Raw genomic sequence first — 25,616 nt, 5'->3', positions numbered from 1 at the left:
CAGGCGGACTCGTCGCTACCTACCTCATCGGTTGCGATGCTCTGGGTCCCATGGTTGGGGTTCACGCGACGTGCCGGGGCGGGAACGCCTGGGCGGAGTTGTCCTTGCTCCAAGCGGCTGAGCTTGTCGAGCAGCTTCGCGGGTTGTTAGCGCAAGCCGCCAGCCACCAGGGGGCCGACGATGAGTGAAGGTGAGCCCGTGACGGAGGGCCGGCCGCCGTCGTCGATCGCGCCGGTCGTGTGCCCTGTGTGGTGCCGGGGCTGCGGGCCGAACGACCCGATGCACCGAGGGCTTCTCGCGACCATCGGGCGGGAGCGGACCGGCTGGATCAGCGTTCAACTGCTCGTCGACCGGTTCGCGCGGCGGGACCTGGCGGTCAAGCTCGACGCGACCCGCTACGGCGCAACCCAAGCCGTCCTCCTGTCGGCGGCGCAGGTAGACCGGCTCATCGAGGAGCTGACGCACGCGCGACAGATGATGCGGGCGCCGGCCGGTGGTCGCGGACAGACGGGGGAGACGCGGTGAACGCGAGCAACCGCCGGGGTGTAGCTGCCCCTCGTACTCCTGGCCCACGCCGGGCGCAGTCACCGCGAGCAGCGGTAACGGTTCCTCCGGTTCCCGAGCGGCCGGCCGGGGGGACCGCCTGGCAGACGTTGGAACGTCTAGGCGGTACGGTGGCCGGTGTGCATGGCCGGGACTGGCGCCCTCGCTACCTGCAACTCGCGGAAGAGTTGCGGGTAAAGATCATGGGCGGGGAGATGGCGCCCGGCACCCTGATGCCGAGCGAGACTGAGTTGGCCGAGTCGTCCGGCCTGTCCCGCACGAGCGTGCGCAATGCGATCCGGCAGCTCCGGGAATGGGGCCTGGTCCGGGCGGAGCAGGGGCGCGGCACCTACGTGCGGGCACCCCGCCAGCGGGTACGCCGTCGCAACACCGAGCGGTACCAGTGGGAGAAGGATCGGGTCCTGCTCGACGAGGCCGAGCGGTTGAAGACCGGCGCCACCGAGCACGACACCGGCCTGACCGTCGATGACCTCAAGTTCCACGCCGAGTACTCCCGGGTGGACGCGGATGCGGAGATGTCGGCGGCCCTGCACGTCGAGCCGGGCACGCCGTTGCTGCGCCGGGTCTACTGGACGTCCTCCCGGCACGAGAACGCGCCGCTGACCGTGTCGTACTCCTACCTGCCGTACGACCTGGTGGCCGCGAACCCCGACCTGCTCGACGAGGGCAAGGAACCGTGGCCGGGCGGGACGCAACATCAGCTCTACACGCTCGGCATCGAGTTGGATCGGATCGACGACGAGATCCGGGCGCGTCCGCCGTCGCCCGATGAGGCGGAGTTGCTGGACATCGACCCGGGCGTCTCCGTGCTCACCGTGCGGAAGACCTCGGTCGACACCACCGGCCGGGTCGTCGAGGTCGCCGACGTGGTGATGCCGGGTGACCGCACCGAGCTTGTCTACTCCCACAAACTTCAGCGGTGGAAAGCTTGACGCAGCTCGTCTCGGTCATCACCCCCGTCCACGTGCCCAGCATCGAGTACCTCGCTGGCGCGTACGCCTCCCTGGTCACGCAGGAGATGCCGGCCGGGTGGGACTGGCAATGGCTCGTCCAGGAAGACGGACAGACCGGCGCACTGGTCGACGCGCTGCCCGATGATCCCCGGATCAGTCTCGGCACTGGCCGTCCCGGTGGGCCTGGTGTTGCTCGTACCCTCGCGCTTTCCCGAGTGTCCGGGGAACTCATCAAGGTCTTGGACGCTGACGACCAGTTGACCCCCGGTTCGTTCGCCCGGGACATCGCGGCGTTCGACGCGCACCCGCAGATCGGCTGGACCACCTCGCGGGTACTCGATCTGCTGCCCGACGGGTCTACCGCCGGCTGGGACAAGGACCCCGCTGGCGGGCTCATCGACCGCGGTGCGGTCCTGTCGTTTTGGCAGGCGAACGACTACCGGGCATCGGTGCACCCGGCGACGCTGTGCCTGCGCCGGGATCTCGTCTTCGCCCTGGGCGGCTGGATGGCCCTGCCCGCCTCCGAGGACACCGGCCTTCTGCTCGCCGCCAACGCGGTCAGCGAGGGTTACTTCACTCGGGAGTACGGCTTGCTCTACCGCAAGTGGCCCGGCCAGGTGACCAGCCAGGCCGCGCACCGGGAACCGGCTGAGTATCAGGCGCGGATGAGGATCATCGAGGCCAGAGCCAACGCCCTGGCCTCGATGGTCCCGAACGGCTTCGAGCGCGGCGCTACGGCGTAGCCTCGTGCCCCGGCATCCCGTGGGTACGCCGCCGCTCCTTCATCTCCGCCTCGTAGATGTGCCGCCGTCCGCTGGCTAGCTTCTCTCGGGCGTCCCGCTCGATCTCCTGGAACGCCGCGTAGTACCCGTCGTCGAACTCCTCCACGATCTGGAACGTCCACCGGCCCGGTAGCACGTTGCGCCCCAACAGTTCGTGCTTAACCCGGTCGGCCACCTCGTCGTGTCCTGCCTCGCGGAGCAGCTTTACCACCCGATCGAGGGTGAGATCCGCGCCGCCAACGAGCTGGTGCGCCGAGTACAAGTGCCCGCGCACCCGGTGAATCGTCTCCAGCGCCTTACTCAACTCGCCCAGCGCCTCCACAGTCTTATCGCTCATTCCGACCGGGCGTGAGTGGTCCTCATTCTTGCCGTTCTCCATGCCTTATCCCTACCCACCTCTGGAACGCCCAACCTGCCGCCTAGATGGCCCCATGTGCTGCCGGCCACAGGCTGATGAGCAGCAACAGAATGCAAACCACGACAATGATGGGCGCGGTAAACGAGACGTTGACCGAAAGCATGTAACTCTCCCTTGCGTGGAACTCCGATAACGTCGCCCCTGCGACACCCAGGAAGGTACAGGGGTAGTCGATTCGAGCGCAAGTGCCAGACTCGGCATCAATTAGATTGATGACTGTCATTTGGGTAGCGGATTGTCGGCACTCGAACCCGCTATTTCTACTCTCGGTCGACGCGAATGCGATACCTCACGGTCTCATTATTTAGCTGCTGAAGTTTGAGAATAGCAGGCAATAGGCGCATCATGCTCTATTCGGGCAAAGCGTCGCCAGTAAGGTTGTTGACTTGTCTGCCAAGTGCCGTCTACCTTGGAGTCTCAACTTGGCAGACATGTCAACGACCTGGAGGTTGAGCGATGGCTCTGCGTGGCGGTACGAGGTTCGCCGTGCGTTGTGAGGACGTGTTCCCGGCGGGGTGCGCGTTGGTGCCCGAGTCCCTGGGCGAGGTGGAGGACTACGACGAGAAGACGGGCCGGCGGTCCCCGGCGAAGGACAAGCTGACCGGCCAGCGGGTGTGGCAGGTGCGGGTGATGGACCTAGACCCGGACCTCGGCAAGCGCTCCCGGGAGACCACGGTGAAGATCTCGGCGGACTACCAGCCGGTCCCGCCGACGGGCGCCCCGTTCGAGGGCGTCGAGTTCGAGGGCATGACGGTCACGCCGTACGTGTCGAACACCGGCCGGATGGCGTACTCGCTGCGGGCGACCGGGATGCGCGCCCCGGCGGGCGTGACCAACAAGGCGGCGGCGTAGCCGCATCAGGTGGGGGCGGGGCTGTCAGGTCTTGGCGGACGGCAGCCCCGCCCTCTGTCTCTTCCCCCTGCTCTGACGAGAGAGGTAGTGACGTGTCCAAGCGTAGGCGTTCGCCTGCCCCGGCCCAGCCTCGGTGCGGCGTGTGTCAGTCCCGGTTCGACCCGGCCACCGGTGCCGACGGCCGGTGTGACGGCTGTATCGGGCAGTTGGTCCTCCCGTTTCCCCCGGTCCGGGACTCGTCGGGCCGGTTCGTGTCGCTGCGGGGTGCGCGATGATGCGTCGGCCTCGCGGTGAGGTGCTCATGACGACCGCTGGGGATCTGCTGGTGATCCGGCCCAAGCGGATCGCGCTGCCCAGGTGGCTGGTCGTGCTCGCCCTGGTGCTGCGCTGGCTGGCCCAGGGCTGCTGGTGGTGCCTGCGCCACCCGCTCACCGTCGCCCTGGCCGTGCTCGCCGTCGTCCTCTACGCCGACCACGGCTGGCCGGGCCTGGTCGTGCCGCTGGCCCTGGCCTCGGCTGTGTCAGCCATCTGGCGGTGGCGTGATGAGGCGTCCTGGTGGCGGTGGTGCGCCGGGCCGCTGCTCGGCCGGTTCCGGCAGGTCTTCGTGTACCGGCGGGCGTGGCACGAGGCCATGACCCTGTGCGGCCTGGCCGAGACGTACGACCATCGGGCCGTCCTGCCCGAGCTGCTGCGCGTGCGCTCGGATCAGGCCCTCGACGTGCTGACCATCCGCATGGTCCGGGGTCAGACCCCGGCCAACTTCCAGAAGGTCACGGCGAACCTCGCGTACGCCTTCGGCCGACGACACGCCCGCGTCTACTCCGAGCGGCCCGACGACCCGCCGACCCGTACCGGCTACGGGGCTTTGCTGCTCGGCCTGGTCGACCGGGTCCGGTTCCGGGACCGGCCGACCGTGGTCTACCTGGTGCTCGTCCGCACCGATGCCCTGCGGCCGGTCGTGGCACCGTTCGACGCCCCGGCCGTCCCCGACCTCACCGCCCTGCCCCTGGCCCGGCGGGAAGACCTCGGCACATGGTCACTGCACCTGCTCGCCACACACGTCCTCATCGGCGGGGCCACCCGCTCCGGTAAGGGCTCGGTGCTCTGGTCCCTGGTCCGCTCGCTGACCGGCGGCATCACCTCCGGCCTGGTCCGGCTCTGGGTGATCGACCCCAAGGGCGGGATGGAGTTTGCCATGGGCCGGCCGATGTTCGCCCGGTTCGCCTGCAAGTCCTTCGAGGCCATGGCCGACCTCCTCGACGAGGCCGTGACCGTCATGCGGGAACGTCAGGCCCGGCTCGCCGGAACGGTCCGCGTCCACACCCCGACCGAGGCTGACCCCCTGGTCGTGGTCGTCATCGACGAGATGGCGGCGCTCACCGCGTACCTGCAAGACGTCGACCTGCGCAAGCGCATCGCCGGTTCGCTGGGGCTGCTGCTGTCGCAGGGGGCCGGGGTCGGGGTCCTGGTGGTGGCCGCGTTGCAGGACCCGCGCAAGGAGGTGCTGCCGTTCCGGGACCTGTTCCCGACCCGCATCGCGCTCGGGCTGACCGAGGCGTCTCAGGTCGACATGGTCCTCGGCGACGGCGCCCGCAACCGGGGTGCCCTGGCCGACCAGATGCCCCGCTGGGCCAAAGGCGTCGGTTACGTGATCCTCGACGGCACCCCCGAACCCCTGCGGGTCCGGTTCTCGTACGTCACCGACGACCACATCCGCGACCTCGCCCGCCAGTACCCGGCCCCGGTCGACGCGGCGGACATCCTCGCCCAGGTCGCCCGCGAGTCGACCCCCGAACCGATCCGCCGGCCACTGCCCCGGCCACATCGCGGGCCACTGCTGCCCGACGCGCTGCGCGACATCCTCGACGCCGACGGGGGCGAGCCGCAGTGACCACCTCGACCTTCTACCGGCTCCGTGCCCCCGCCACCGACGGAGCGAGCAGTACGGCTGTCTCCGTGCGCGTCGACCCCGAGCGACCGGACCCGTACCCGGTCTATCTCGCCGTTGGCGGTGGCCGGCGCCGCATGTCCCTGACCCCCGACGAGGCGTGGGCACTGTGGCGCTGCCTCTCCGAAGCCGTCGCCGCCCTCGGCACCCCTCCCGACTACATCCGCACCGACATCCGACCGGCCCGGAGGTAACCACCATGAACCCCCTCACCCGCCTCATCAACCGGCTCCGGCGTCCGCTGCGCATCCGGCTCGTCGGCCCCGCCGACCAGACCGCCGCCGCCCTGCACGGCCTGGCGCACATGGTCAACCGCCGACCCGACATGGCCGACCGGCGCATCCGCATCGACCTGACCATCCGCGAGAAGCCGTTGCAGGAGTGGCGATGACCGAGCGCACCGAATCCGCCGTACGCCTGGTGATCCTGCTCGCCATCGGCACGATGGCCGGCGCCGCCGCCTTCACCCACGTCCACGACCTGTCCGTAGCCCACGGCCAACCCGACTGGATCGGCTGGGCCAACGCCGTCGCCGTCGAACTGATGGCCATCTACCTCGGCCTGGAACTCCGCGCCCGCCGCCGTGCACGTCGCCCGGTCGGCCTGGTCGCCTCGCTGCTCGTCGGGTTCGCGCTGCTCTCCCTCGCCGCCCAGGTCGCCGAAGCGGAACCCTCGGTGTGGGGCTGGACCGTGGCGGCCGTGCCCTCCCTGGCGTTCCTCGCCCTGGTCAAGGTCGTCCTGTCCAACACCCCGGCCACCCCGCCGGCTCCCGAACCGGACCAACCTCCGGCCGACCGGTACGAGGTGCCCGAGCAGGTCACCACCGACCCCGAACCCGAGCGTCCGGCCGCCCCCGCGCCGCCGACTGTCCCGGCCCCGGCTGTCGTCCCCGCCCCGGCAGTGGTGCTGCCTCCACGCGGCGTCATCCACTCGAACCGGCCACACGTCGTCGGGATCATCCGATGACCGCCGCAACCCTGCCCGGCCTCGAACCCGCCCCGACCCCGGCTGCTGCTCCCCGACCGGGGTCGCGGGCGGCCCGCATGGCGCTACCCCGCTCGGTCGACGTACTCAAGCAGATCGCCGCCGAGTACGGCGTCTGCGTCCGCCCCCTGGCCATGCGACGCACCGACCTCGACACCGGCCTGACCGAAGTCATCGACCTGCCCTGCGGCGCCACCCGCGAGGACAAGTGTGCGCCGTGCGCCAAGAAGAACCGCCGGCTGCGGCAGGCCCAGATCCGCGAGGGCTGGCACCGCGACGACGAACCGCTACCCGGCCCGCAACCCGCCACCGAGGCGCAGAAGTCACTGATCCTGTTCCGGGCACACCTGGAGTTCTCCCGCGACGAGGCGGTACGAGCGAGCCAGTGGGACCAAGTCGCCGACCTCGACGAGGCCATCCGCGAGGTTGAAGAAGCCATCGCCGCCGAAGGTCTACGCGGTCGCGTCGGACCACCCCACGCGGCCGTCAACGAGGACCAGGGCGACGAGGACACCGGCCGCCGGCGCAAGCGCTCCACCAAGCGGCGCCAGGATGCCCCCGAGCTGCCCCGGCGCAAGGTCGAGCGGCGCACCGTCGGCAAGACCTACACCGCGTCGGACGGCTCCACCTACCGGCCGTCGATGTGGCTCACGCTCACCCTCGACTCCTACGGCCCGGTCCGCCCCGACGGCACCCCGGTCAACCCCGACCGGTACGACTACCGCCGCGCAGCCTGGGACGCCGTCCACTTCCCCCGGCTCCTCGACCGGTTCTGGCAGAACCTGCGTCGCTGTGAGGGCTGGAACGTCCAGTACGCCGGCTGCGTCGAGCCCCAACGCCGCCTCGCCCCACACGCGCACTTCGCCATCCGGGGCACCATTCCCCGCGACACCCTGCGCACCGTGGCGGCGGCCACCTACCACCAGGTGTGGTGGCCGAGCGTGGACGTCCAGCGGTACACCGCCGACCGACCCCCGGTCTGGGACGCGGACGCCTCCACGTGGGTCGACCCGGACACCCACCACCCGCTGACCACCTGGACGGAAGCCCTCGACGCCCTCGACGAGGACCCGGACGCCGAACCCGCGCACGTCGCCCGCTTCGGCGCCCAGGTCGACGCCCGAGGCGTCATGCCCGGCACCGCCGACGCAGAGCGCACCATCCGGTACGTCACGAAGTACATCACCAAGCACACCGGCGACTGCCACAAAGCCACCACCGACCGGCAGCGCAAGCACCTCGACCGGCTCTGGCACGCGCTGCGGGTCACCCCGTGCACCGACCGGTGCGCCAACTGGCTGCTCTACGGCGTCCAGCCGAAGAAGGCACACGCGAGGCTCAAACCGGGGCGCTGCAAGGGAAAGGTCCATCAGCGGGACACCCTTGGCATCGGCGGCCGGCGCATCCTCGTCTCCCGCGACTGGTCCGGCAAGACCCTCGCCGACCACAAGCACGACGCCCGCGCCTGGGTCCGCGCGTTGCTCGGCACGACCACCGACGGCGCTCAGCTCGTCGACGACCAGGCCGACACACCCGAGCGGGTCCGGCACGCCTGGGAACTCGCCCGACCCGACGACCCCGACGTGGGACCCCTGTCCCACCGGCTCATGCGGTCGATCAGCGAACGCGCCCGCTGGCGGTCCGAACTGCTCGCCGCAAAGGACCGGGCCGCCCATGGTCCACCAGATCTTTCGGCAACTGAGCACAGCGCACAGCACCACGGGGAGGGATCACGTTGAACGAGGAGCTGTTGACCGTGCCGGAAGTGCTCGCCGAGCTGCGCGTACCGCGCTCGACCTGGTTCTACTGGCGGCAGACCGGCAAGGGACCACGGGTCATCAAGCTCCCGAACGGGCAACTGCGGGTCCGCCGGTCAGCGCTGGGCCGGTGGCTCGGGGACCTGGAGCAGGACGCGGCGTGAAGAGCTACGAGGTCCAGATCTGGGAGATCGGCAAGCGCGCCGACCGGAAGGCTCGACCCTGGCGGGTCCGCTGGGCGGTGAGCAACCAGCGCTTCGAGGAAATGTTCCGTACCAAGGCCCTGGCGCACTCGTTCCGCGCCGATCTGGTCCAGGCGGCCAACGCGGGGGAGCCCTTCGACCCGGCCACCGGCCGCCCGGTCTCCGAGGCGAGAACCAAGAACCCCACCACCTGGTACGCGCACAGCCGCGCGTACGTCGAGATGAAGTGGCCCCGGGCGGCGGCCAAGACCCGGCGGTCGATCGTCGAGGCGCTGACCTCGATCACGGTGACCCTGACCCGGCCGACGAAGCGGGGCCGACCGGATGCCGCCCTACTCCGTGAGGCGCTGTACCTCTACGGCCTCAACCCGCGCCGCTGGTCCGACGAGATCCCGCCCGCCCACGCGGCGGCCCTCGCCTGGCTGGAAACCGCCTCGCTCCCGGTCGTCGAGCTGGACTCGCCCGCAATGATCCGCCGGCTCCTCGACAGCCTGTGCGTACGCCTCGACGGCAAGCCCGCGGCTGCCTCCACCGTCCAGCGCAAGCGGGCCACCTTCTACAACGCCCTCGGGTACGCCGTCGAGCTGGAGCTGATCGCCTCCAACCCGGTCGACCGGGTCCAGTGGACCGCCCCCGAGGTGGCGCAGTCGATCGACCGGCGGGTGGTGGCGAACCCGGCCCAGGTCGCCATGCTGCTGGAGGCGGTGAAATCTCTCGGCAAACGCGCCGACAAGGTCACGGCCTTCTTCGGCTGCCTCTACTACGCGGGCATGCGTCCCTCGGAAGCCGCAGACCTACGGCGGGAAGACTGCGACCTTCCCGGCCGGTGCGCCGACTGCGGTACTGACTTCGACGACCTGGCGGCGGTGAAGCCTTCCCGGTCATGCGACCACGAGAAAATTGAATACCGCTGGGGCCGCCTGGTGCTGGCCGGCACTTCGCCGCGCGCCGGGTCGCACTGGACCGACGACGGTGGCTCCCACGAGCGGCGTGGACTCAAACATCGGGGTAGGTCGGAGACCCGTACGGTCCCGATCCCGCCCCGACTGGTCGAGCTGCTCTGCGCGCACGTCGAGAATCACGGCGTTGGTCAGGATGGTCGGTTCTTTCGGGGGCTGCATGGGGGGCCGCTCTCTGAGTCGGTCTACGACCGGTGGTGGAAGCTCGCCCGCGAGAAGGCGCTGACCGAATCGCAGGTCGCCTCGCCGCTCGTCCGCCGGCCCTACGACCTGCGCCACGCGGCGGCTTCGCTCTGGCTGAATGCCGGCGTCCCACCGACCGAGGTCGCCCGGCGCCTGGGCCACGGCGTCGCCGTCCTGCTCCGCGTCTACGCCAACTGCATCGACGGCGGCGACGACACCATGAACGACAAAATCGGCGATGCCCTCGGATGACGTTGTTGTTGGCCTGGACAGCGTCCCGCTGAGAACTGTTGTGGACGAGGTGCGCTAAAAGGAGGGGGTGGAGTTGCCCGCACCGCATGACTCAACCCGGTCCGAGGTCCGCGTCACGGTTGGTTCGATTCCAGCCAGTGATAGTCGCGTGCCAGAGCTGCGCCTCTGGGGTATCCGTCGGTCAATCGCTTTGGCTGTCGCAACTGCCTTGCTGCTAGTCGGTGGCCTGATTGCTGCGGCGCTCGGCTTCGCCGGTTGGCCTGGCCTTGAGCGGGTGCAAGCGTCACAGCGGCCACGCTGTTCGACCTCTTGAAGCTCGTCTTCGCCGTTGTGGCGGGCATCGGTGGTGTCGCCGCCTTGGTGGTCGCCTACCGTCGGCAGCGGGTAGCGGAGCACACGAACGCGCTGGCGGAATTCGCTCATCAACTGGCGCAGGCCGCTGATCTGCGTGCCGAAGTGACCAAGGCTCTCGCAGAGGCGGCCGACGAACGGGCAAAGGTCGAGACTGACCGCAACGTTGTCCGCCTGTTCAACGAACGCTTCGCCAAGGCGTCCGAGCAGCTCGGGTCGGAGAAGGCGGCGGTCCGACTGGCCGGGGTTTACGCCATGGCTGGTCTCGCAGATGACTGGCGGGAGGGGCGGCAGACCTGCATCGACGTCCTCTGCGGGTACCTCCGATTGCCCTACACGCCGCCGCCAAAGACTCTGAGCGAGGGGCCAACGCAGGCTGACGACCAAGTGCCGATCGCGGACGCGGAGGCGACCCGGGCCGCTCGGGAGGAGCGAGAGGTGCGTCATACGGTTACCCGACTCATCGGCAGCCATCTAAGTTCTGCGGAGGAAACAACATCCTGGGGCGGCCTCGACTTTGACTTCACTGGTGCCGTTTTCGACGGTGCCGACTTTTCAAATGCAACGTTCAGTGGCGGGTTGGTGTCCTTCCGCGGGGCGGAGTTCAGTGGCGGGTTGGTGTCCTTCCGCGGTGCGGAGTTCAGTGGCGGGTTGGTGTCCTTCGACGGTGCGAGGTTCAGTGGCGGGTTGGTGTCCTTCCGCGGGGCGGAGTTCAGTGGCGGGTTGGTGTCCTTCGACGGTGCGAGGTTCAGTGGCGGGTTGGTGTCCTTCGGCGGGGCGGAGTTCAGTGGCGGGGAGGTGTCCTTCGGCGGGGCGGAGTTCAGTGGCGGGGAGGTGTCCTTCGGCGGGGCGGAGTTCAGTGGCGGGGAGGTGTCCTTCGGCGGGGCGGAGTTCAGTGGCGGGGAGGTGTCCTTCGAGGGGGCGGAGTTCAGTGGCGGGGAGGTCTCCTTCGACGGGACGAGATTCAGTGGCGGGCGGGTGGTCTTCCTCGAGGCGAAGTTCAGTGGCGCGGTGGTGTCCTTCCAATGGGCGAGGTTCAGTGGTGGGCGGGTCTCCTTCTTCGTGGCGGCGTTCAGTGGCGGGCGGGTGGTCTTCGATGGGGCGGAGTTCAGTGGCGGGGAGGTCTCCTTCGACGGGACGAGATTCAGTGGGGGGCAGGTGCGGCTTGATAGGGCGGCTATCGTCCTGCCGTTCGAGTTCGTCGCTTTGCCTGTTGCCTATCCTCCCGACGGGCTGTTCCTGTGAGCATGGGCAGATGGCGGGCGGCTGGTCGGATGGCTCGGGCTTGGCGACAAGAAGTAGCAGCTCAGCGCCACCGATCGCAGTGAGATCACGGGCGTCCTGTAAATCCGTCGCGAAAGCTTCGAAGGTTCGAATCCTTCACCCGCCACCAGGTGCGAAAACGGTCCCTGACCAGCAGAGATGCTGATCGGGGCTGCTTTCGTTTGTCCGGCGGGGTCCGGCTCGTTCCAGCCGTTGACGACTGGTTGTGGGCGGCTGAGGGGCGCACCGGTTTGACTCGCCTGCGGCAGGTGGGGCCGGTGGCAAGCCAGTCCCGGGGGTTGGACTGGCGTGGCAGTCGGAAGCTTGAGGCGTGATTTGGCCGACCCGTTCGGCTTCCGTGCCGCCTGTCCGCAATCGGCCGCTCTGGACCAGCGGGCTCGGGGCGGCGGTCCGGCTCCGAAGGCAAACCGGGGGGCGGTTTGCCGCCGGCCGGCTCACCTGGGGCGACGCTGCGGATTAGCCTGTCGCTTCAGCGCAGTCAGGACGGCTGGCGCACCGGTGAGCGGGTGGGCTCGCCGGTGCGTTCCACTACCGCCGTGCGCCGACGGGCACCACGGTGAAGACCGGCGTCCGGGTCGCGCTACTGGCGACGTAGGGGTCGATCGGCAAATACGTTACGTCCAGGAATCCGCTCTGCGAGGGCAGGTGCGAGGGGTCAGCACCAGAAAATTTCGATGAAGCGGTGGGCTGTGGGAGCCGCTAGTGGTTGAGGTAGGCGAGGACCGCACGGACACGCCGGTTGGCGTCCTCGGCCGGCGGCAGGCCGAGCTTGGCGAAGATGTTGGTGATGTGCTTCTCCACCGACACCGGCGCCAGGACGAGCGCCGCGCAGATGGCCGCGTTGGACAGGCCCTGGGCCATGAGGCCGAGCACCTCCCGTTCCCGTGCGGTGAGCCCGTCGACCCCGTGGTTGCGGCTGTTGCGGGTGAACAGTTGCCGCACCACCTCCGGGTCCAGGGCGGTGCCACCGTTGGAAACCCGTTCCACCGCGTCAAGGAAATCATCGAGGGCGGTCACGCGGTCCTTGAGGAGGTAGCCGACACCGCCCCGGCCGTCGGCGAGCAGTTCCACGGCGTAGGCCCGTTCGACGTACTGGGAGACGATGAGCACCTTGGTGTCCGGGTCCGTGGCACGCAGCGTCAGAGCGGCGCGGAGTCCCTCGTCGCGGAAGCCGGGTGGCAGCCGAACGTCGACGATGGACAGGTCGGGTCGGTGTTCGGTGACGGCCGCCAGCAGGTCGGGTGCGGTGTCGACGGCGGCGACGACGGTGTGGCCCGTGTCGGTCAGCAGCCGCACCATGCCCTCCCGGAGCAGCAGCAGGTCCTCGGCGATCACGATGCGCATCAGTGGGGCAGCTCCGCGGACAGGACGGTGGGACCGCCGGGTGGACTGGTGATGGTGAGCCGGCCGTCGAGTGCCTCGACGCGGCGGCGCAGACCGTCGAGCCCGGAGCCGGACGGGTCGGCGCCGCCCTGTCCGTCGTCGGCGAGCGTGACGGTGACCGTGCCGGCGGTTCGGGCGAGGGTGACGACGCAGGTCCGGGCGTCGGCGTGTTTGCCCGCATTGGCGAGACCCTCGGCGATGACGAAGTAGGCCGCCGACTCGACCGCCGGCGGGTAGCGGTCGTCCGGGGCGCCCCGAATCTCGACGGCGAGTGGGCTGTCGCCGGCCAGGGCGGCGACAGCGGCGTGCAGCCCCCGGTCGGTGAGGATCGGTGGATGGATGCCGCGTACCAGCCGGCGCAGCTCGGTGAGGGCGTCGTCGAGCTGCCGGCGGGCGAGGTCGACGTCGGATGCGGCGGCCGCACCGTTGCGCAGCTTGCGGGCGGCCAGTGCCAGCGTCATGCCGGCGGCCACGATCCGGGCCTGGGCGCCGTCGTGCAGGTCCCGCTCGATCCGACGCAGCTCCGCCGCCTGGGCATCGACGACCCGACGGCGGGTCTGCGCGAGGCGGTCGGCTTCCTCGACCAGGTGCCGGTGTGCGCCGGGCGCCAGGAGGGCCCGGGCCGCACGGGCCTGGGCCAGTCCGGCGGTCCGCAGGAACCACGCGGTGACCGGCAACAGCAGCACGCCGAGGACGGTCAGGCCGAACCGGCCCGACACCGTCGTCATGAGCGGACGCATCGGGAACGGTGCGTGCGGGTTCGGCACCGCCCACGCCCATGCCGGCGCCACGACGGCGGCGAGATCGACGACGGTGACCACCATGGCGGCGATCCCGCCTGCCAGGCCCAGCGGAAACAGCGCGAGCAGCCAGGCCACGTCGCGCCAGGTGGCCGGTTGTACGGCGACCGCGCTGACCCGCTGCCGGACGGTGCCGCCCTCGATCGGCAGGTACGGCGCGGCGATCGCGGTTCCGAGCACCCAACGGGCCCGGTGCCGCTCCAGGTCCGCGAGGTGCCGGGTCACCCAGGCGGCGCCGAGGAACGCCGGGCCGCCGAGCTGTGTGATCGCCAGCAGACCGACGCCGAGGGTGGACGCCAGGGCCCAGGCCAGGCCGACGACACCGGCGACGAGGCTGCTGACCAGGTACGCCAGCGCCGACGCCGTTGTGCGGATCATCGCGGCGATCGTACCGGCGGCGCGCAGGCACCGGACGGCGGCCGCCGACCGGACCCGGCCCTCGGCGATCCGGAGGACGGGTCCGAGCGGCGATCCGGCCGTGAGTACGGTCAGCGCCCGTCGCTCAGGGCCGGCAGGCTGCGCCGCCCAAGCAGGACCCGGGCCGGCACGGCACCCGCGACCAGTCCCAGTGCCGTGACACCGCCGAGCATCCCCGCGTACGTGCCAGCGTCGACGAACACCCGCAACGTGCCGTCCTGCGCGGTACTGAACGCGCCGACCACGATCGCGGTGACCAGGACGCCCAGCACGAGCCCGACGGTGACCGTGATCATCGCCTCGCGTCCGGCGAGCCGGTGGAGCTGCCCGGTCGTCGCCCCGGCCATCCGCAGGTCGGCGAACTCGCGGCGGCGCGCGGCGGTGGCGATGGCGAAGGTGTTGACGACCGCGATCGCCGTGAAGCCGAGGGAGATGATGACCATGAGCTCCCAGGCGCCCTGCTGGTTCTGCGCGTCACCGGCGGGTGCCGCACCGAGCGTGGGGGTCAGCCGCAGGCCGGGCCACGAGGCGGCGATCCGGTCCGGTACGTCGCCGTGGTAGCGCAGCCCGACCGTGCTGACCAGTCCGCGCGGGTCGTGTGCCGCCACCAGGTCCGCGGGGAGCGCCAGGTCGCCGAAGCCCCGGGCGCGGGCGTACACCCCGGCGAGGCGCAGCTGGACATGGTGGCCGTCGGCGAGCCAGATCCGCACGTCGTCGCCCACCCGCCAGCCGTACTGGCCGGTCACGTACTCGCTGGCGGCGAACGTGCCCGTGCCCGGCAGCGTCCCGGCGCGGAGATCGAGATCGAGCGCCGCCTCGGTGCCGGCGACCAGCAGACCCTGCGCCACGTAGTCCTCGGGCTTGCCACCCTGCTCGACGATCGCCCGCGTCGGCAACGTCGCCGACGCGCCGGTCACCCCGTCGAGAGCGACGAGCCCTTCGACGGTACTGAGCGGAAGCCCGCCCGGTGCGGTCACCTGCGCCGTCGCGGCTGCCGTCCGGTCCGCCTGCTCCTGCGCGGTCAGTTCGTCCAGCAGGGCGCTGTTGAGCAGCATGGTGGCGTTGATCGCGAACATGAGCACGAGCGGGACCGCGACCGCCGCGACCCGTCGCCGCTCGGCCCGGGTGACCAGGCCGGCCAGCCAGCCGATCGCGCCGCCGGCGCCGACGAGGCGGGACACCGGCGCCGTCAGCACCCGGACCAGCAGCGGGCCCAGGGCCGCGACCGTGCACAGCAACAGGGCGGACGACACGAAGCTCATGCCCATCCCGAGCGGCCCGTCGAGCGGAACGAAGACGAGCAGGGCGATCGCGCCGGCCGTGGTCACCACCGCGACGGCGGTCCGCAGGGCGAACCCACCGGTCGGTGCGTTCGCGGTCTCGGCGAGTGCCTGCGTCGGGGCGATCCGCACCGCTCGGCGGCCGGCGATCCGGGCACCGACGAAGGTCACCAGCATCCCGGCCGCCGTGGCGGCGATGAGTACGATCACGTTGGTCCGTACGACGAACTGGGCCGGCACCGCGCCCAGCTCCCGGAACCGGGCGGCCACCACGTGGGCGAACACCACACCCAGCGGCGCGCCCGGCAGCGCGGCGACCCCGGCGAGCAGGAGGCTTTCCACGCCGAGGAGGCGGCGCAGCTGACCGGGGGTCGCGCCGGCGGTGCGCAGCAGTGCCAGCTCGCGCAGGCGCTGGCGTACGCCGAGCGTGACCGTGCCCGTGAGGACGAAGACGGCCGCGAACGCCGTGATGCCGATGACGAAGCCGAAGATCGAGATGGGACCGATGTAGTCCGGCAGGGCGCCGGGCAGGTCGGCCCGGACCCGGTCGGCGCCGGTGAGCACGGGCGCTTCCCCGGCGACCCCTTCGACGGCATTGCGGAGCGCGACCGGGTCGGTGCCGGGTCTGGCCAGGACGGCCACCGCGGTCGGGCCGGACAGCCCCGACACCGATGCCACCTCGCTGTCGGCGACGAACAGCGCGCCCTGGGCGGGCAGCCCGTCCCGCCCGGCCGGTGCGGCGACACCGGACACGAACATGGTGCGGACGCCGGTCTTCGTGGTGACGACGAGACGTCCGCCCACCGTGGTTCCCGAGCGGTTGGCAAGATCGGCGTCGATGACGACCTGGCCCGAACCGGGTGACTCGCCGGTGCGCAGTGAGTACGGGGTCAGCGGCGCGGAGGCCCACCCGTGTCCGATCACGGGAGCGTCGTCGGCACCACGCAGTTGACGTCCGTCCGGCGTATCCGCCTGGACCGGGAAGGCGACGTCCGCGACCGCGGCCGCGACACCCGGAAGGTTGCCCAGCCGGCCGACGAGGTCCGCCGGCAGCGAGCCGGCACCGGTGAGCCGCTCGGACTTGACCTTGCGCTTGACCTTGTCCTTCTTCTGCTTGGTGGTGACCATCTCGAGGGTGACGTCGCGGTCGCCCGACACGACGATCGGCGCTGCCGCGAACCGGTCGGCCGGCGGCTTCGCGGTGAGCACGGAGGCGAGCAGCAGACCGCCGCCGGCGAGCAGGGCCACGGCCAGCAGCGCCGCGAAGAACGTGCCGGCGTAGGCGCCGCGGTGCTGGCGCAGGGTGCCGAGAGCGAGCCGGATCATCGGACGGTCACCGCCATCATCTGCGCCGCGACCTTCTCGGCGGTCGGGTCGGCGAGCTCCGTGACGATCCGCCCGTCGGCGAGGAACACCGCGCGGTCGGCCCACGCCGCCGCGGCCGGGTCGTGCGTCACCATGACGATCGTCGTGCCGATGCCGTCCACCGCTTCGCGCAGCAGCCCGAGCACCTCGCGGCCGGTCGACAGGTCCAGCGCCCCGGTCGGCTCGTCGGCGAAGATGACCTCCGGCCGGCCGGCCAGGGCACGGGCGAGCGCGACGCGCTGCCGCTGACCGCCGGACAGTTGGCCGGGCCGGTCGTTCTCCCGTCCGGTGAGCCCGACGCGGCACATCACCTCCCGCGCCCAGTCCCGGTCCGGTCGTACCCCGGCCAGCCGCTGCGGCAGCAGGACGTTGTGCCAGACCGACAGCGAGTCCATCAGGTTGTACGACTGGAAGACGAACCCGACCCGCTGCCGCCGTGCCTGGGTTAGCCGCGGCTCGCTCAGCCCGCCGATGTCCTGACCGGCGAGGAGCACCCGTCCGCTGTCCGGCCGATCCAGGCCCGCCGCGCAGTGCAGAAGCGTCGACTTCCCCGAGCCCGACGGGCCCATGACCGCGCAGAACGAACCGGCCTCGAAGGCGACCGACACGCCGTCCAACGCCCGGACACCGCCCCCGCCGGCATAGGTCTTCGTCACGTCGAGCACCTCGACGACCGGCCCGCGAGCGGGGGTCACATCGCTGTTTCGCATAGCGGAAAGCCTGGTCGAGGCGGCGTTTCCGGAACACACGGCGACCCATGATCTCGGTGGTGGGGAAACCCCTACCGCCGACTGGCCGACCTCGACCCGGTCGCGCGCCTGAACTACCCCCGGTCGGGCGGCCGGGTCGGTGTCGCCGACGAGAAGGGCAGCGTCCGGGCCCGGCTGGAGACGATCAGCAGGTGACGGGGGAGGCCGGTCAGTCCGGCAGTACGGCGCACGCGGCCCGTCGATGGTGCACGCCCGACCGCCCGAGCCAAGCCGTCGGTGAGACAGCGGCCCATGCCGGAGGACGACTGAGAGACTGCGATGTCGTGAAGCTGAGCTGGGATGCGCGGCGGCCGTCGGCCTGGCTTTCGAGTCGGCCGGGGGCGATCGCGTCGATGGCCCGTCAGCGCCTTGAAAGGGGCGGACCGCCGACCAGGGGTGGGGAACGACCGGGTGGGGGTCCGGGAAATGAAGGTCCCTTTCGATATCTGCTCCACTGTGGTGCGCTGTCCCGAAGTAAAACGCCATGCGACTTTAGACGCACTCAATGTGTTTCCGTGATTGGCGCACTTGGTCCGAGTGTTCGCCAAATGAAGCAGGGCGTGGAACCCGGGAACGCGGGGGTATCACCCCGCCAGGCAGGGCGTCCTGCCGATCGGTCGGACTTGCTGCCGTCCAGGCGGAGTCAGGGCACCGAGGGCTTTGTTGCCCTCAGTGCGTGTGGCACCATCATGGAATCTTCACGCCCCCCGTGCTGCCCGTTTCGTGACAGAGGAGCCCCACAGATGCCTACTCAAAAGCTGGGTCGGCTGCTCGGCATGACCCTGATGCTCTTCGCGCTCGCCTCCGGCGCCGCCTCGGCCGCCTCCGCCGCCGGTGACTCGGCCGCCGGTGACCGGGCGACCCTCGAGTTCGAGTGGAACTAGGTTCTTCGCGGTTCGTTTGACACCCGCCGTCGCCCGGGGACCCGGGCGACGGCGGTAGCGACCGGGCATCGGCGCGGAGTTCACTCTCGGTGATGACAAGGGAGCAGGATGACGAGCCGTGCGACAGCCGTGCGACGACGCGGGACTGACCTCGCCTGGTTGATAACCGGGCCTCTGGCGTTCCTGGCTGTCGTCTGCTGCCTGCTGGTCGCGCTGGTCGAGCGGGAGCCATACGGCGAGTGGGGCCTGGGCCTGCTGCTACTCACCGCCCTGGTCGCCGCCCACCTGCCGGTCCTGAGCTTCGTCGTCCGGCGTCAGACGTTTTCGGTCACGATCACCGAGATTCCGCTGGTCCTGGCGCTGTATTATCTGCCGCCGCTGACCCTGGTGCTGGTTGCCACCCTCGCCGCGCTGATCGCCCAGCTCCGGCGCCGACTCGGTCCGGCCAAGTTCGCCTTCAACGTCGCCCGCTCCGCCGCAGCGACCTCCCTCGCCGCCCTGGTCCTGCTGGCGCTCCCCCCGATCCGGGGAGTGGGGCCCGGCACCTGGGGCATCCTCTTCGCGGCGGTCAGCACCATCACCCTGGTCACCCTCGCCGCCGTGGTCGGCGTGATCACCCTGCTCCAGGGCTGGCAGGCCGGGCTCGAAGTGGTCCGCACGTCCACCGTGCCGCTGCTGGTCGCCGGCGTGAACGCCACCGTCGGCCTGATCATTCTGCTCGCGTTGACCGCCACCTACTGGTCGCTGCTGGTGCTCGGGGCGCTCGCGGTGACGGTGGCCGTGGTCTACCGGGCCTACGCCCACTTCCTCCGGCAGCACCGCACCCTCGCCGACATCTACGAGCTGACCCGGGCCATGACCCGCAGCGGCCAGGACGGCACGCTGCCGGATGCGCTGCTCGGCCGGGTCCGCGCGCTCATGCAGGCCGAGTACGCCACCCTGTGGCTCCCCGCCCAGGGCCGGCACCCGGAGGTGCTGCTGACCGCCCGGGTCGACGGGCGCGGCCTGCTCGACTTCTCCAAGATCCCGGGGGCGGTCCGGGAGCGGGTCGTGCAGCAGCGACAGACCGCCGCGCTCGGCGCCCGGCTCGGCGGCGACCGGGAGCAGTTGACGATGCTGCGGGCCGCGTCAGCGAAGGACGCGATCATCGTGCCGCTGCGCTCGGGGGAGGCGGTGATCGGCACCCTGGAGGTGGTCAACCGGCTCAGCAGCCTCGGTCACTTCACCCCGGCCGACGTGCCGGTGATCGAGACGGTGGCCGCGCACGCGGCGGTGGCCCTGGAGAACTCCCGGCTGGTCGACCGGCTGCGGCACGACGCGTACCACGACACGCTGACGAAGCTGCCCAACCGGCGGCGGATCAGCGGCGCGCTCGACGAGGCCGTGAAGATCCGGGCCCCGGGCGAGGTGGTCGCCGTGCTGCTGTTCGACGTGGACGGGCTGCGTCAGGTCAACGAGTCGCTCGGCCACGCCGCCGGGGACCAGGTCCTCGCCGAGGTCGCCGTCCGGCTGCGCGCCTCCGCGCCGTCGTCGGCCCTGGTCGGTCGGGCCGGCGGCGACGAGTTCCTGGTGACGCTGCGGCTGGAGAACGCCGAGGCGGCGCTGGAGTTGGCCGCGCGACTGCGCGAGGAGATCCGCGCCGAGATGGTCTTCGACGCGTTCACCCTCGACGTGGACACCGCGGTCGGGGTGGCCGTGCACCCCGACCACGGCAGCGACGCGGCGACCCTGCTGCAGCGGGTCGACCTGGCCGCGTCGGCGGCGAAGTCCATGCCCGGCAGCATCCAGCTGTTCAACCCGGCCCTGGAGTCCCGGTCCCTGCGCCGGCTCGGCCTCGCCGGCGACCTGCGCAAGGCCCTCGACGACGGCGCGCTGGAGGTCTACTTCCAGCCCAAGGTGACGCTGCGGGACCGCCGGCTGGTCGGGGTGGAGTGCCTGGCCCGTTGGGAGCACCCCGCGCACGGCGAGGTCGCCCCGGAGGACTTCGTGGCGGTGGCCGAGCACACCGGCCAGCTCGGCCGGCTCACCGAGGTGGTGCTGCGGGAGGGGCTGCGGCGCAGCCGGGACTGGACGCACACCGAGCAGCCGCTCGCCGTCGCGGTCAACCTCTCCGCCCGTACGCTCACCGACCGGCACTTCCCCGACCAGGTGCGCGAGCTGTTGGCCGAGTACGACGTCCCGCCGCAGCTGCTCACGTTCGAGATCCGCGAGGCCGGGGTGCTGGACGGCACCGACCGCCCGATCCCGACCCTGCACCGGCTGCGCGACCTCGGCGTCCGCCTGTCGGTGGACGACTTCGGCACCGGGTCGTCCTCGCTGGCCTACCTACGCCGGCTGCCGGTGCACGAGGTGAAGGTCGACCGGTCGTTCGTGCAAGGAATGGCGACGGACCCGAGTGACCTGGCCATCGTCAACGCGGTGGTGACCCTCTCCCAGCAGTTCGGCCTGGCGGTGGTGGCCGAGGGCGTGGAGAGCGAGCTGACCCTGGAGTTGCTCCAGGACATCGGCTGCGAGATCGGCCAGGGTTTCCTGTTCAGCCGCCCGCTGCCGTACGAGCGGCTGGAGGCGTGGTTCGGGGCCCAGTTGGAGTCCGAGGCGCTCGTCGGCCCGGACGTCCGTCGGCTGCGCGTCGTCCCCTGACGGGCCGGCCCGAAGCCGCTGACCTGGGCGGACGTTTACCTGTCTGACGGCGGGGGGATCCGATTTCACCTCCGGGGCGGGGCCGTGTAGTCTTACCTCTGCGCGGCCACCGGGTGATCGTGCAGGCCCCCTTAGCTCAGTCGGCAGAGCGTCTCCATGGTAAGGAGAAGGTCTACGGTTCGATTCCGTAAGGGGGCTCAAAGGGTCCGGTTGGGCCCGCCGCGGCGGTGTAGCTCAGATGGCAGAGCAAGCGGCTCATAATCGCTGTGTCGCCGGTTCAATTCCGGCCACCGCTACTCTCGTCCCTCGGGCTCGTTCCCGGTGGACGTTGGGATGGGCGCCATAGGCGCCCACTTTGCATGTTCGCGCTTCCAGCACATAGGCTGAGGCGTTGTAGTTGTTGACCGTTAGCGAGGAAGGCACTCCGCCGTGGCGAAGGCTACCGATGTCCGGCCGAAGATCACTTTGGCGTGTGTGGAGTGCAAGGAGCGCAACTACATCACGCGCAAGAACCGCCGCAACGACCCGGACCGCATCGAGCTGAAGAAGTTCTGCCCCCGGGACGGCCGGCACACGGCTCACCGCGAGACCCGCTGACCCGTCGCCGGCGCGAGCCGGCCGCACGACACTCGATCGCCGATCCGGAACGGATGCGCGGCTTCTGCCGCACGTCCGCCCCCGGGTCGGCTTTCGTGCTTCCCGTGTAGGTTCTCGGGCATGCCCTTGGACCAGTCCTTCGTCGGCCGAACCTATCCGCCGACCGCCCCCTATCAGGTGGGCCGAGAGAAGATTCGCGAGTTCGCCACGGCGATCGGCGCCACCGACCCCGCGTACCACGACCCCGAGGCCGCCCGGGCGCTCGGTCACCCGGATGTGGTCGCCCCGCCGACCTTCCCCGTGGTGCTGACGATGGCCGCCAGCCGGCAGATCATCGACGATCCGGCGATCGGCATCGACTACAGCAGGGTGGTCCACGGCGACCAGCGGTTCGCCTACACCCGCCCGGTGGTGGCCGGTGACGAGCTGGTCTGTGCGAACACGATCGAGGACATCAGCAGCCGGGGCGGGCACGACTTCCTGACCACCCGCACCGACGTCACCACCGCCGCCGGCGACCCCGTGGTCGCCGTCTGGTCCAAGCTCGTCGTACGCGGGGAGGCCTGACATGGAGCTGCCCACCAAGACCTTCCGGATCACCCGGGCCGACCTGGTCCGCTACGCGGGCGCCTCGGGCGACTTCAACCCGATCCACTGGAGCGACCGGTTCGCCACCGGCGTCGGCCTGCCCGGGGTGATCGCGCACGGGATGTTCACCATGGCTCTGGTCGGCCGGGCGGTGACCGAGTGGGCCGGCGCGCCCGACGCGGTGGTCGACTACGGGGTCCGGTTCACCCGTCCGGTGGCCGTTCCCGACGATGACGACGGCACCGAGGTCGAGGTGACCGCCAAGGTCAAGGACACCACCGAAGAGGGCCTGACCAGGCTCGACATCACCGTGAAGTGCCGTGGCGAGAAGGTGCTCTCGCAGGCCCGGGCAGTGATCCGGACGCCCCGCTGAGGGGGTTCCGCCACGCGAGGAGGCGGACCAGTTGGGAAAGTGGCCTTGCTACCCGTACACTGGTCCGCCGTGGGGCAAGTGACCCCGCCCGGTGCTGCACGACCGGGTCGGGCGAGCGTTGCCGCATAGGGGTGTAGCTCAATTGGCAGAGCAGCGGTCTCCAAAACCGCAGGCTGCAGGTTCAAGTCCTGTCACCCCTGCGCCTCAGGCCTGACCGTTCCCGTGGGTCGCGCCGCCAACCGGCGGTGTCCGGCCCGTGGTGGTGGCATCGGCGGGGTGGTTCCGAGGCATCGGGCCCGTCCGTCGATCCGCCGGCCCGCGGCCCGTCGCGGGACGGTTGGTCCGGCCGGCGCGACCAGCGCCGCGCACGCCGCACCGGCGTGTGACCCGATTCCCGCGACGGAGGGCGAAGTGGCCGAGAACAAGCGGCACAGCGAAGACGCCGGCGACGACGATCGTCTGAACGACGATGTCGTTGACGACGTGGCCGCCGACGACGCCACCGACGCGGACGAGCCGGTCTCCCGTGGCGGCACGGCGACCCGGGCGCGGGCCAAGGCTGAGTCGGCCGACGAGAGGAAGACCCGCAAGGACACCGAGCGGGTGGGGTTGTTCGCCCGCATCGCGCGGTTCTTCCGCGAGGTCGTGGCCGAGCTGCGTAAGGTCATCTGGCCTACCCGCAAGGAGCTGCTGACCTACACCGCCGTGGTCGTCACCTTCGTCGCGGTGATGCTGACGATCGTGGCCGGCTTGGACTACGCCTTCGCGAAGGGCGTGCTGTGGGTCTTCGGCAACCCCAGCTGACCGGCTGACTCAAGCCGATAGTGACGGAAGTGAGCGAGCGTGCCTGAGTACGACGAGACCGCCGAGACCACGGACGAGCAGTCCGCGGTGGCGACGGCGGCCAACGATGAGTCGGTCGAGGCCGCCAGCGAGCCGGACTTTCCGACCACCGAGCCCGCCCCGGAAGAGGACTTCGACCCGGTCGCGGAGCTGCGTCAGAAGCTGCGCTACGCGCCGGGCGACTGGTACGTGGTGCACTCGTACGCCGGCTACGAAAACAAGGTCAAGACCAACCTCGAGACCCGGATCACCTCCCTCGACATGGAGGACTACATCTACCAGGTCGAGGTGCCGACCCGGGAAGAGATCGAGGTCAAGAACGGCAAGCGGTCCCAGATCCAGGCCAAGGTGTTCCCCGGCTACATCCTGGTCCGGATGGAGCTGACCGCGGAGTCCTACTCCTGCGTGCGCAACACCCCCGGGGTCACCGGGTTCGTGGGGGCGACCGACCGGGCCGACCGGCCGGCGCCGCTGAGCCTCGACGAGGTGCTCAAGTGGCTCGCCCCGGCGGTCGAGACCGGGCAGAAGAAGGCCAAGACCGAGATCAGGGTGCTGGACTTCGAGGTGGGCGACTCGGTCACCGTCACCGACGGCGCGTTCGCCTCGCTGCCGGCGACGATCAGCGAGATCAACGCCGACCAGCAGAAGCTCAAGGTGCTGGTGTCGATCTTCGGCCGGGAGACCCCGGTCGAGCTGAACTTCAACCAGGTCACCAAGATCTGACGTTCCCGGGCGCCGGCGGTGGGGCAGCAGCCTGCCGCCGGCGTATCCATTCCGCCCCCTCGCCGGACCTCGGCGTAGGGGGCGGCGGAGCATTGCGCTACTCTAGAACGTCGGCTGTCGCATCGCGCTGACCGTGCGCGCCCCCGGCCGGCACCTTTCCCAGCTCCAAGCCCCAGGAAGTGACATGCCTCCGAAGAAGAAGAAGCTCGTCAAGACGTTCACGCTTCAGCTGAAGGCGGGCCAGGCCACGCCGGCGCCGCCGGTCGGCCCCGCGCTCGGCCAGCACGGCGTGAACATCATGGAGTTCTGCAAGACCTACAACGCGCAGACCGAGTCCCAGCGGGGCGACATCGTCCCCGCCGAGATCAGCGTGTACGAGGACCGCACCTTCAGCTTCGTGCTGAAGACCCCGCCCGCCGCCCGGCTGCTGATCAAGGCCGCCGGCGTCGAGAAGGGTTCCGGCGTGCCGCAGAGCGAGAAGGTCGGCTCCGTCACCCGGGCTCAGCTGCGCGAGATCGCCGAGAAGAAGATGTCGGACCTCAACGCCAACGACATCGACCAGGCTCAGAAGATCATCGCCGGCACCGCCCGGTCGATGGGCATCACCGTCGCCGACTGACCTCGGTCACCGCTTCCCCGTCATTTCGTGGGAGGGCGCGCGGTCACCGCGGCCCGCCATAGACCACAGGAGTAGCTAGAAATGCAGCGCAGCAAGACCTACCGCAAGGCCGCCGAGGTCATCGACCGGTCGAAGCTCTACACCCCGGCCGAGGCTGTCAAGGTCGCGAAGGACACCACCAACGCCAAGTTCGACGCCACGGTCGAGGTCGCCATGCGCCTCGGCGTCGACCCCCGCAAGGCGGACCAGATGGTCCGTGGCGTGGTCAACCTGCCGCACGGCACGGGCAAGACCGCCCGCGTGATCGTCTTCGCCTCCGGCGCGAAGGCCGAGGAGGCCGCCGCCGCCGGTGCGGACGAGGTGGGCACCGACGAGCTCGTCGCCCGGATCCAGGGCGGTTGGCTCGACTTCGACGCGGCGATCGCCACCCCGGACCAGATGGCCAAGATCGGCCGGATCGCGCGGATCCTGGGCCCGCGCGGCCTCATGCCGAACCCGAAGACCGGCACGGTGACGATGGACGTCACCAAGGCCGTCGCGGACATCAAGGGCGGCAAGATCACCTTCCGGGTGGACAAGCACTCCAACCTCCACCTGATCATCGGCAAGGCCTCGTTCTCCGAGTCCCAGCTGATCGACAACTACGCCGCCGTCCTCGACGAGGTGCTGCGGGCCAAGCCGTCGTCGTCGAAGGGTAAGTACCTCAAGAAGGTCACCCTCACCACCACGATGGGCCCGGGCGTTCCGGTCGACCCGAACCTGGTCAAGAACCTCCAGGAGGGCACGACCGAGGCCTGAGCACCGCTGCCTCGACGGGGCCCCGCCACGACTCTCGTGGCGGGGCCCTTTCCGTCTCACGGGTGTG

At 70.4% G+C, this 25,616-nt stretch carries 26 protein-coding genes and 3 tRNA genes; 24 read left to right on the top strand and 5 right to left on the bottom strand.

What is annotated here, in order from left to right; genetic code table 11:
* Window positions 1-198: 198 nt before the first annotated feature.
* From GVV04_RS07670 to GVV04_RS07660, 3 genes are all read left to right on the top strand, one after another.
* Complete coding sequence (locus GVV04_RS07670) at window positions 199-525, top strand: precorrin-4 C11-methyltransferase (RefSeq protein WP_235965727.1); 327 nt, start codon at window positions 199-201, stop codon at window positions 523-525.
* Between the two features lie 158 nt (window positions 526-683).
* A complete protein-coding gene (locus GVV04_RS07665) occupies window positions 684-1,496 on the top strand; it encodes a GntR family transcriptional regulator (protein ID WP_328822254.1) in 813 nt (270 codons plus the stop codon).
* Complete coding sequence (locus GVV04_RS07660; protein ID WP_328822253.1) at window positions 1,484-2,260, top strand: glycosyltransferase family 2 protein; 777 nt, start codon at window positions 1,484-1,486, stop codon at window positions 2,258-2,260. The genes GVV04_RS07665 and GVV04_RS07660 overlap by 13 nt, the downstream gene beginning before the upstream one ends.
* Here the strand turns inward: GVV04_RS07660 and GVV04_RS07655 are convergent.
* Window positions 2,250-2,678: a hypothetical protein gene (locus GVV04_RS07655; RefSeq protein ID WP_161685976.1), complete on the bottom strand. Its 429-nt coding sequence runs from the start codon at window positions 2,676-2,678 to the stop codon at window positions 2,250-2,252. The two genes, GVV04_RS07660 and GVV04_RS07655, sit on opposite strands and share 11 nt — an antisense overlap.
* Before the next feature lie 495 nt (window positions 2,679-3,173).
* Between GVV04_RS07655 and GVV04_RS07650 the strand changes: the two genes are divergently transcribed.
* The 9 genes from GVV04_RS07650 (at window position 3,174) to GVV04_RS07610 (ending at window position 11,451) form a co-directional block, all read left to right on the top strand.
* Window positions 3,174-3,569, top strand: coding sequence for a transcriptional regulator (locus tag GVV04_RS07650; RefSeq protein ID WP_161685974.1), 396 nt, complete (start codon window positions 3,174-3,176; stop codon window positions 3,567-3,569).
* Between the two features lie 301 nt (window positions 3,570-3,870).
* Window positions 3,871-5,460 carry an FtsK/SpoIIIE domain-containing protein gene (locus tag GVV04_RS07645; protein ID WP_161685972.1) on the top strand — a complete coding sequence of 530 codons (1,590 nt, stop codon included), beginning with the start codon at window positions 3,871-3,873 and terminating at the stop codon, window positions 5,458-5,460.
* Window positions 5,457-5,711, top strand: coding sequence for a hypothetical protein (locus tag GVV04_RS07640; RefSeq protein WP_161685971.1), 255 nt, complete (start codon window positions 5,457-5,459; stop codon window positions 5,709-5,711). Before GVV04_RS07645 ends, GVV04_RS07640 begins: the two co-directional genes overlap by 4 nt.
* Window positions 5,712-5,716: 5 nt before the next feature.
* Entirely contained in the window at window positions 5,717-5,908 is a 192-nt protein-coding gene (locus tag GVV04_RS07635; protein WP_161685969.1) for a hypothetical protein, read from the top strand.
* On the top strand, window positions 5,905-6,483 hold the full coding sequence (locus GVV04_RS07630; RefSeq protein ID WP_161685967.1) for a DUF2637 domain-containing protein: 579 nt from the start codon (window positions 5,905-5,907) through the stop codon (window positions 6,481-6,483). The genes GVV04_RS07635 and GVV04_RS07630 overlap by 4 nt, the downstream gene beginning before the upstream one ends.
* Window positions 6,480-8,240 carry a replication initiator gene (locus GVV04_RS07625; protein WP_161685965.1) on the top strand — a complete coding sequence of 587 codons (1,761 nt, stop codon included), beginning with the start codon at window positions 6,480-6,482 and terminating at the stop codon, window positions 8,238-8,240. The genes GVV04_RS07630 and GVV04_RS07625 overlap by 4 nt, the downstream gene beginning before the upstream one ends.
* Window positions 8,237-8,422: a helix-turn-helix transcriptional regulator gene (locus GVV04_RS07620; protein WP_030329852.1), complete on the top strand. Its 186-nt coding sequence runs from the start codon at window positions 8,237-8,239 to the stop codon at window positions 8,420-8,422. The genes GVV04_RS07625 and GVV04_RS07620 overlap by 4 nt, the downstream gene beginning before the upstream one ends.
* On the top strand, window positions 8,419-9,855 hold the full coding sequence (locus tag GVV04_RS07615) for a tyrosine-type recombinase/integrase (protein WP_161685963.1): 1,437 nt from the start codon (window positions 8,419-8,421) through the stop codon (window positions 9,853-9,855). Before GVV04_RS07620 ends, GVV04_RS07615 begins: the two co-directional genes overlap by 4 nt.
* 309 nt (window positions 9,856-10,164) lie before the next feature.
* A complete protein-coding gene (locus tag GVV04_RS07610; RefSeq protein WP_201752999.1) occupies window positions 10,165-11,451 on the top strand; it encodes a pentapeptide repeat-containing protein in 1,287 nt (428 codons plus the stop codon).
* A gap of 738 nt (window positions 11,452-12,189) precedes the next feature.
* Here GVV04_RS07610 and GVV04_RS07605 read toward each other — a convergent pair.
* The 4 genes from GVV04_RS07605 to GVV04_RS07590 form a co-directional block, all read right to left on the bottom strand.
* Window positions 12,190-12,834 (bottom strand): response regulator transcription factor, encoded by a 645-nt coding sequence (locus GVV04_RS07605; RefSeq protein ID WP_161685960.1) that lies wholly within the window; start codon window positions 12,832-12,834, stop codon window positions 12,190-12,192.
* Window positions 12,834-14,051: a sensor histidine kinase gene (locus GVV04_RS07600; protein WP_161685958.1), complete on the bottom strand. Its 1,218-nt coding sequence runs from the start codon at window positions 14,049-14,051 to the stop codon at window positions 12,834-12,836. Before GVV04_RS07600 ends, GVV04_RS07605 begins: the two co-directional genes overlap by 1 nt.
* A 110-nt stretch (window positions 14,052-14,161) precedes the next feature.
* Window positions 14,162-16,696, bottom strand: a complete 2,535-nt coding sequence (locus tag GVV04_RS07595; RefSeq protein WP_161685956.1) for an ABC transporter permease — start codon at window positions 16,694-16,696, stop codon at window positions 14,162-14,164.
* Window positions 16,693-17,445 carry an ABC transporter ATP-binding protein gene (locus GVV04_RS07590; RefSeq protein ID WP_161685954.1) on the bottom strand — a complete coding sequence of 251 codons (753 nt, stop codon included), beginning with the start codon at window positions 17,443-17,445 and terminating at the stop codon, window positions 16,693-16,695. The genes GVV04_RS07595 and GVV04_RS07590 overlap by 4 nt, the downstream gene beginning before the upstream one ends.
* Window positions 17,446-18,227: 782 nt before the next feature.
* On the opposite strand from GVV04_RS07590, the gene GVV04_RS07585 reads away from it, so the two are divergent.
* The 12 genes from GVV04_RS07585 to rplA all read left to right on the top strand — a co-directional run bounded on the left by GVV04_RS07585 (window position 18,228) and on the right by rplA (window position 25,549).
* A complete protein-coding gene (locus GVV04_RS07585) occupies window positions 18,228-18,368 on the top strand; it encodes a hypothetical protein (protein ID WP_161685952.1) in 141 nt (46 codons plus the stop codon).
* A 108-nt stretch (window positions 18,369-18,476) separates the two neighbouring features.
* The gene (locus GVV04_RS07580; RefSeq protein ID WP_161685950.1) at window positions 18,477-21,008 is read left to right on the top strand and encodes a putative bifunctional diguanylate cyclase/phosphodiesterase; all 2,532 of its coding nucleotides are present in this window, start codon (window positions 18,477-18,479) and stop codon (window positions 21,006-21,008) included.
* Window positions 21,009-21,133: 125 nt separating this feature from the next.
* A tRNA-Thr gene (locus GVV04_RS07575) sits at window positions 21,134-21,206 on the top strand.
* A gap of 25 nt (window positions 21,207-21,231) precedes the next feature.
* Window positions 21,232-21,304, top strand: a tRNA-Met gene (locus GVV04_RS07570).
* Window positions 21,305-21,437: 133 nt separating this feature from the next.
* The gene (rpmG, locus tag GVV04_RS07565; protein ID WP_092378713.1) at window positions 21,438-21,605 is read left to right on the top strand and encodes a 50S ribosomal protein L33; all 168 of its coding nucleotides are present in this window, start codon (window positions 21,438-21,440) and stop codon (window positions 21,603-21,605) included.
* A 120-nt stretch (window positions 21,606-21,725) separates the two neighbouring features.
* Window positions 21,726-22,172, top strand: coding sequence for a MaoC family dehydratase N-terminal domain-containing protein (locus GVV04_RS07560; RefSeq protein ID WP_161685948.1), 447 nt, complete (start codon window positions 21,726-21,728; stop codon window positions 22,170-22,172).
* A gap of 1 nt (window position 22,173) precedes the next feature.
* Window positions 22,174-22,566 carry a MaoC family dehydratase gene (locus GVV04_RS07555; protein WP_161685946.1) on the top strand — a complete coding sequence of 131 codons (393 nt, stop codon included), beginning with the start codon at window positions 22,174-22,176 and terminating at the stop codon, window positions 22,564-22,566.
* Between the two features lie 127 nt (window positions 22,567-22,693).
* Window positions 22,694-22,766 (top strand) — tRNA-Trp (locus GVV04_RS07550).
* A gap of 211 nt (window positions 22,767-22,977) precedes the next feature.
* Window positions 22,978-23,370 (top strand): preprotein translocase subunit SecE, encoded by a 393-nt coding sequence (secE, locus tag GVV04_RS07545; protein ID WP_161685944.1) that lies wholly within the window; start codon window positions 22,978-22,980, stop codon window positions 23,368-23,370.
* Between the two features lie 39 nt (window positions 23,371-23,409).
* Window positions 23,410-24,132: a transcription termination/antitermination protein NusG gene (gene nusG, locus GVV04_RS07540; RefSeq protein WP_161685942.1), complete on the top strand. Its 723-nt coding sequence runs from the start codon at window positions 23,410-23,412 to the stop codon at window positions 24,130-24,132.
* Window positions 24,133-24,316: 184 nt separating this feature from the next.
* A complete protein-coding gene (rplK, locus tag GVV04_RS07535) occupies window positions 24,317-24,751 on the top strand; it encodes a 50S ribosomal protein L11 (RefSeq protein WP_161685940.1) in 435 nt (144 codons plus the stop codon).
* A gap of 81 nt (window positions 24,752-24,832) precedes the next feature.
* On the top strand, window positions 24,833-25,549 hold the full coding sequence (gene rplA / locus GVV04_RS07530) for a 50S ribosomal protein L1 (RefSeq protein WP_161685939.1): 717 nt from the start codon (window positions 24,833-24,835) through the stop codon (window positions 25,547-25,549).
* The last annotated feature ends 67 nt before the right edge of the window (window positions 25,550-25,616 follow it).

Origin of the sequence: Micromonospora rubida (assembly GCF_009908295.1) — a bacterium.
Lineage (GTDB): Bacteria > Actinomycetota > Actinomycetes > Mycobacteriales > Micromonosporaceae > Micromonospora > Micromonospora rubida.
Note: the sequence above shows the minus strand (reverse complement) of the source record. Positions and strands in the feature narration are given on the sequence as shown.

Bases quoted from the DNA above. Each gene is read 5' to 3' on its own strand.
- GVV04_RS07585 (WP_161685952.1), top strand. From the start codon at position 18,228: ATGCCTACTCAAAAGCTGGGTCGGCTGCTCGGCATGACCCTGATGCTC.
- GVV04_RS07625 (WP_161685965.1), top strand. From the start codon at position 6,480: ATGACCGCCGCAACCCTGCCCGGCCTCGAACCCGCCCCGACCCCGGCT.
- GVV04_RS07555 (WP_161685946.1), top strand. From the start codon at position 22,174: ATGGAGCTGCCCACCAAGACCTTCCGGATCACCCGGGCCGACCTGGTC.
- GVV04_RS07650 (WP_161685974.1), top strand. From the start codon at position 3,174: ATGGCTCTGCGTGGCGGTACGAGGTTCGCCGTGCGTTGTGAGGACGTG.
- GVV04_RS07595 (WP_161685956.1), bottom strand. From the start codon at position 16,696: ATGATCCGGCTCGCTCTCGGCACCCTGCGCCAGCACCGCGGCGCCTAC.
- GVV04_RS07590 (WP_161685954.1), bottom strand. From the start codon at position 17,445: ATGCGAAACAGCGATGTGACCCCCGCTCGCGGGCCGGTCGTCGAGGTG.
- GVV04_RS07635 (WP_161685969.1), top strand. From the start codon at position 5,717: ATGAACCCCCTCACCCGCCTCATCAACCGGCTCCGGCGTCCGCTGCGC.
- GVV04_RS07600 (WP_161685958.1), bottom strand. From the start codon at position 14,051: ATGATCCGCACAACGGCGTCGGCGCTGGCGTACCTGGTCAGCAGCCTC.
- rplA (WP_161685939.1), top strand. From the start codon at position 24,833: ATGCAGCGCAGCAAGACCTACCGCAAGGCCGCCGAGGTCATCGACCGG.
- GVV04_RS07645 (WP_161685972.1), top strand. From the start codon at position 3,871: ATGACGACCGCTGGGGATCTGCTGGTGATCCGGCCCAAGCGGATCGCG.
- GVV04_RS07580 (WP_161685950.1), top strand. From the start codon at position 18,477: ATGACGAGCCGTGCGACAGCCGTGCGACGACGCGGGACTGACCTCGCC.
- GVV04_RS07605 (WP_161685960.1), bottom strand. From the start codon at position 12,834: ATGCGCATCGTGATCGCCGAGGACCTGCTGCTGCTCCGGGAGGGCATG.
- GVV04_RS07560 (WP_161685948.1), top strand. From the start codon at position 21,726: ATGCCCTTGGACCAGTCCTTCGTCGGCCGAACCTATCCGCCGACCGCC.
- rplK (WP_161685940.1), top strand. From the start codon at position 24,317: ATGCCTCCGAAGAAGAAGAAGCTCGTCAAGACGTTCACGCTTCAGCTG.
- GVV04_RS07655 (WP_161685976.1), bottom strand. From the start codon at position 2,678: ATGGAGAACGGCAAGAATGAGGACCACTCACGCCCGGTCGGAATGAGC.
- GVV04_RS07630 (WP_161685967.1), top strand. From the start codon at position 5,905: ATGACCGAGCGCACCGAATCCGCCGTACGCCTGGTGATCCTGCTCGCC.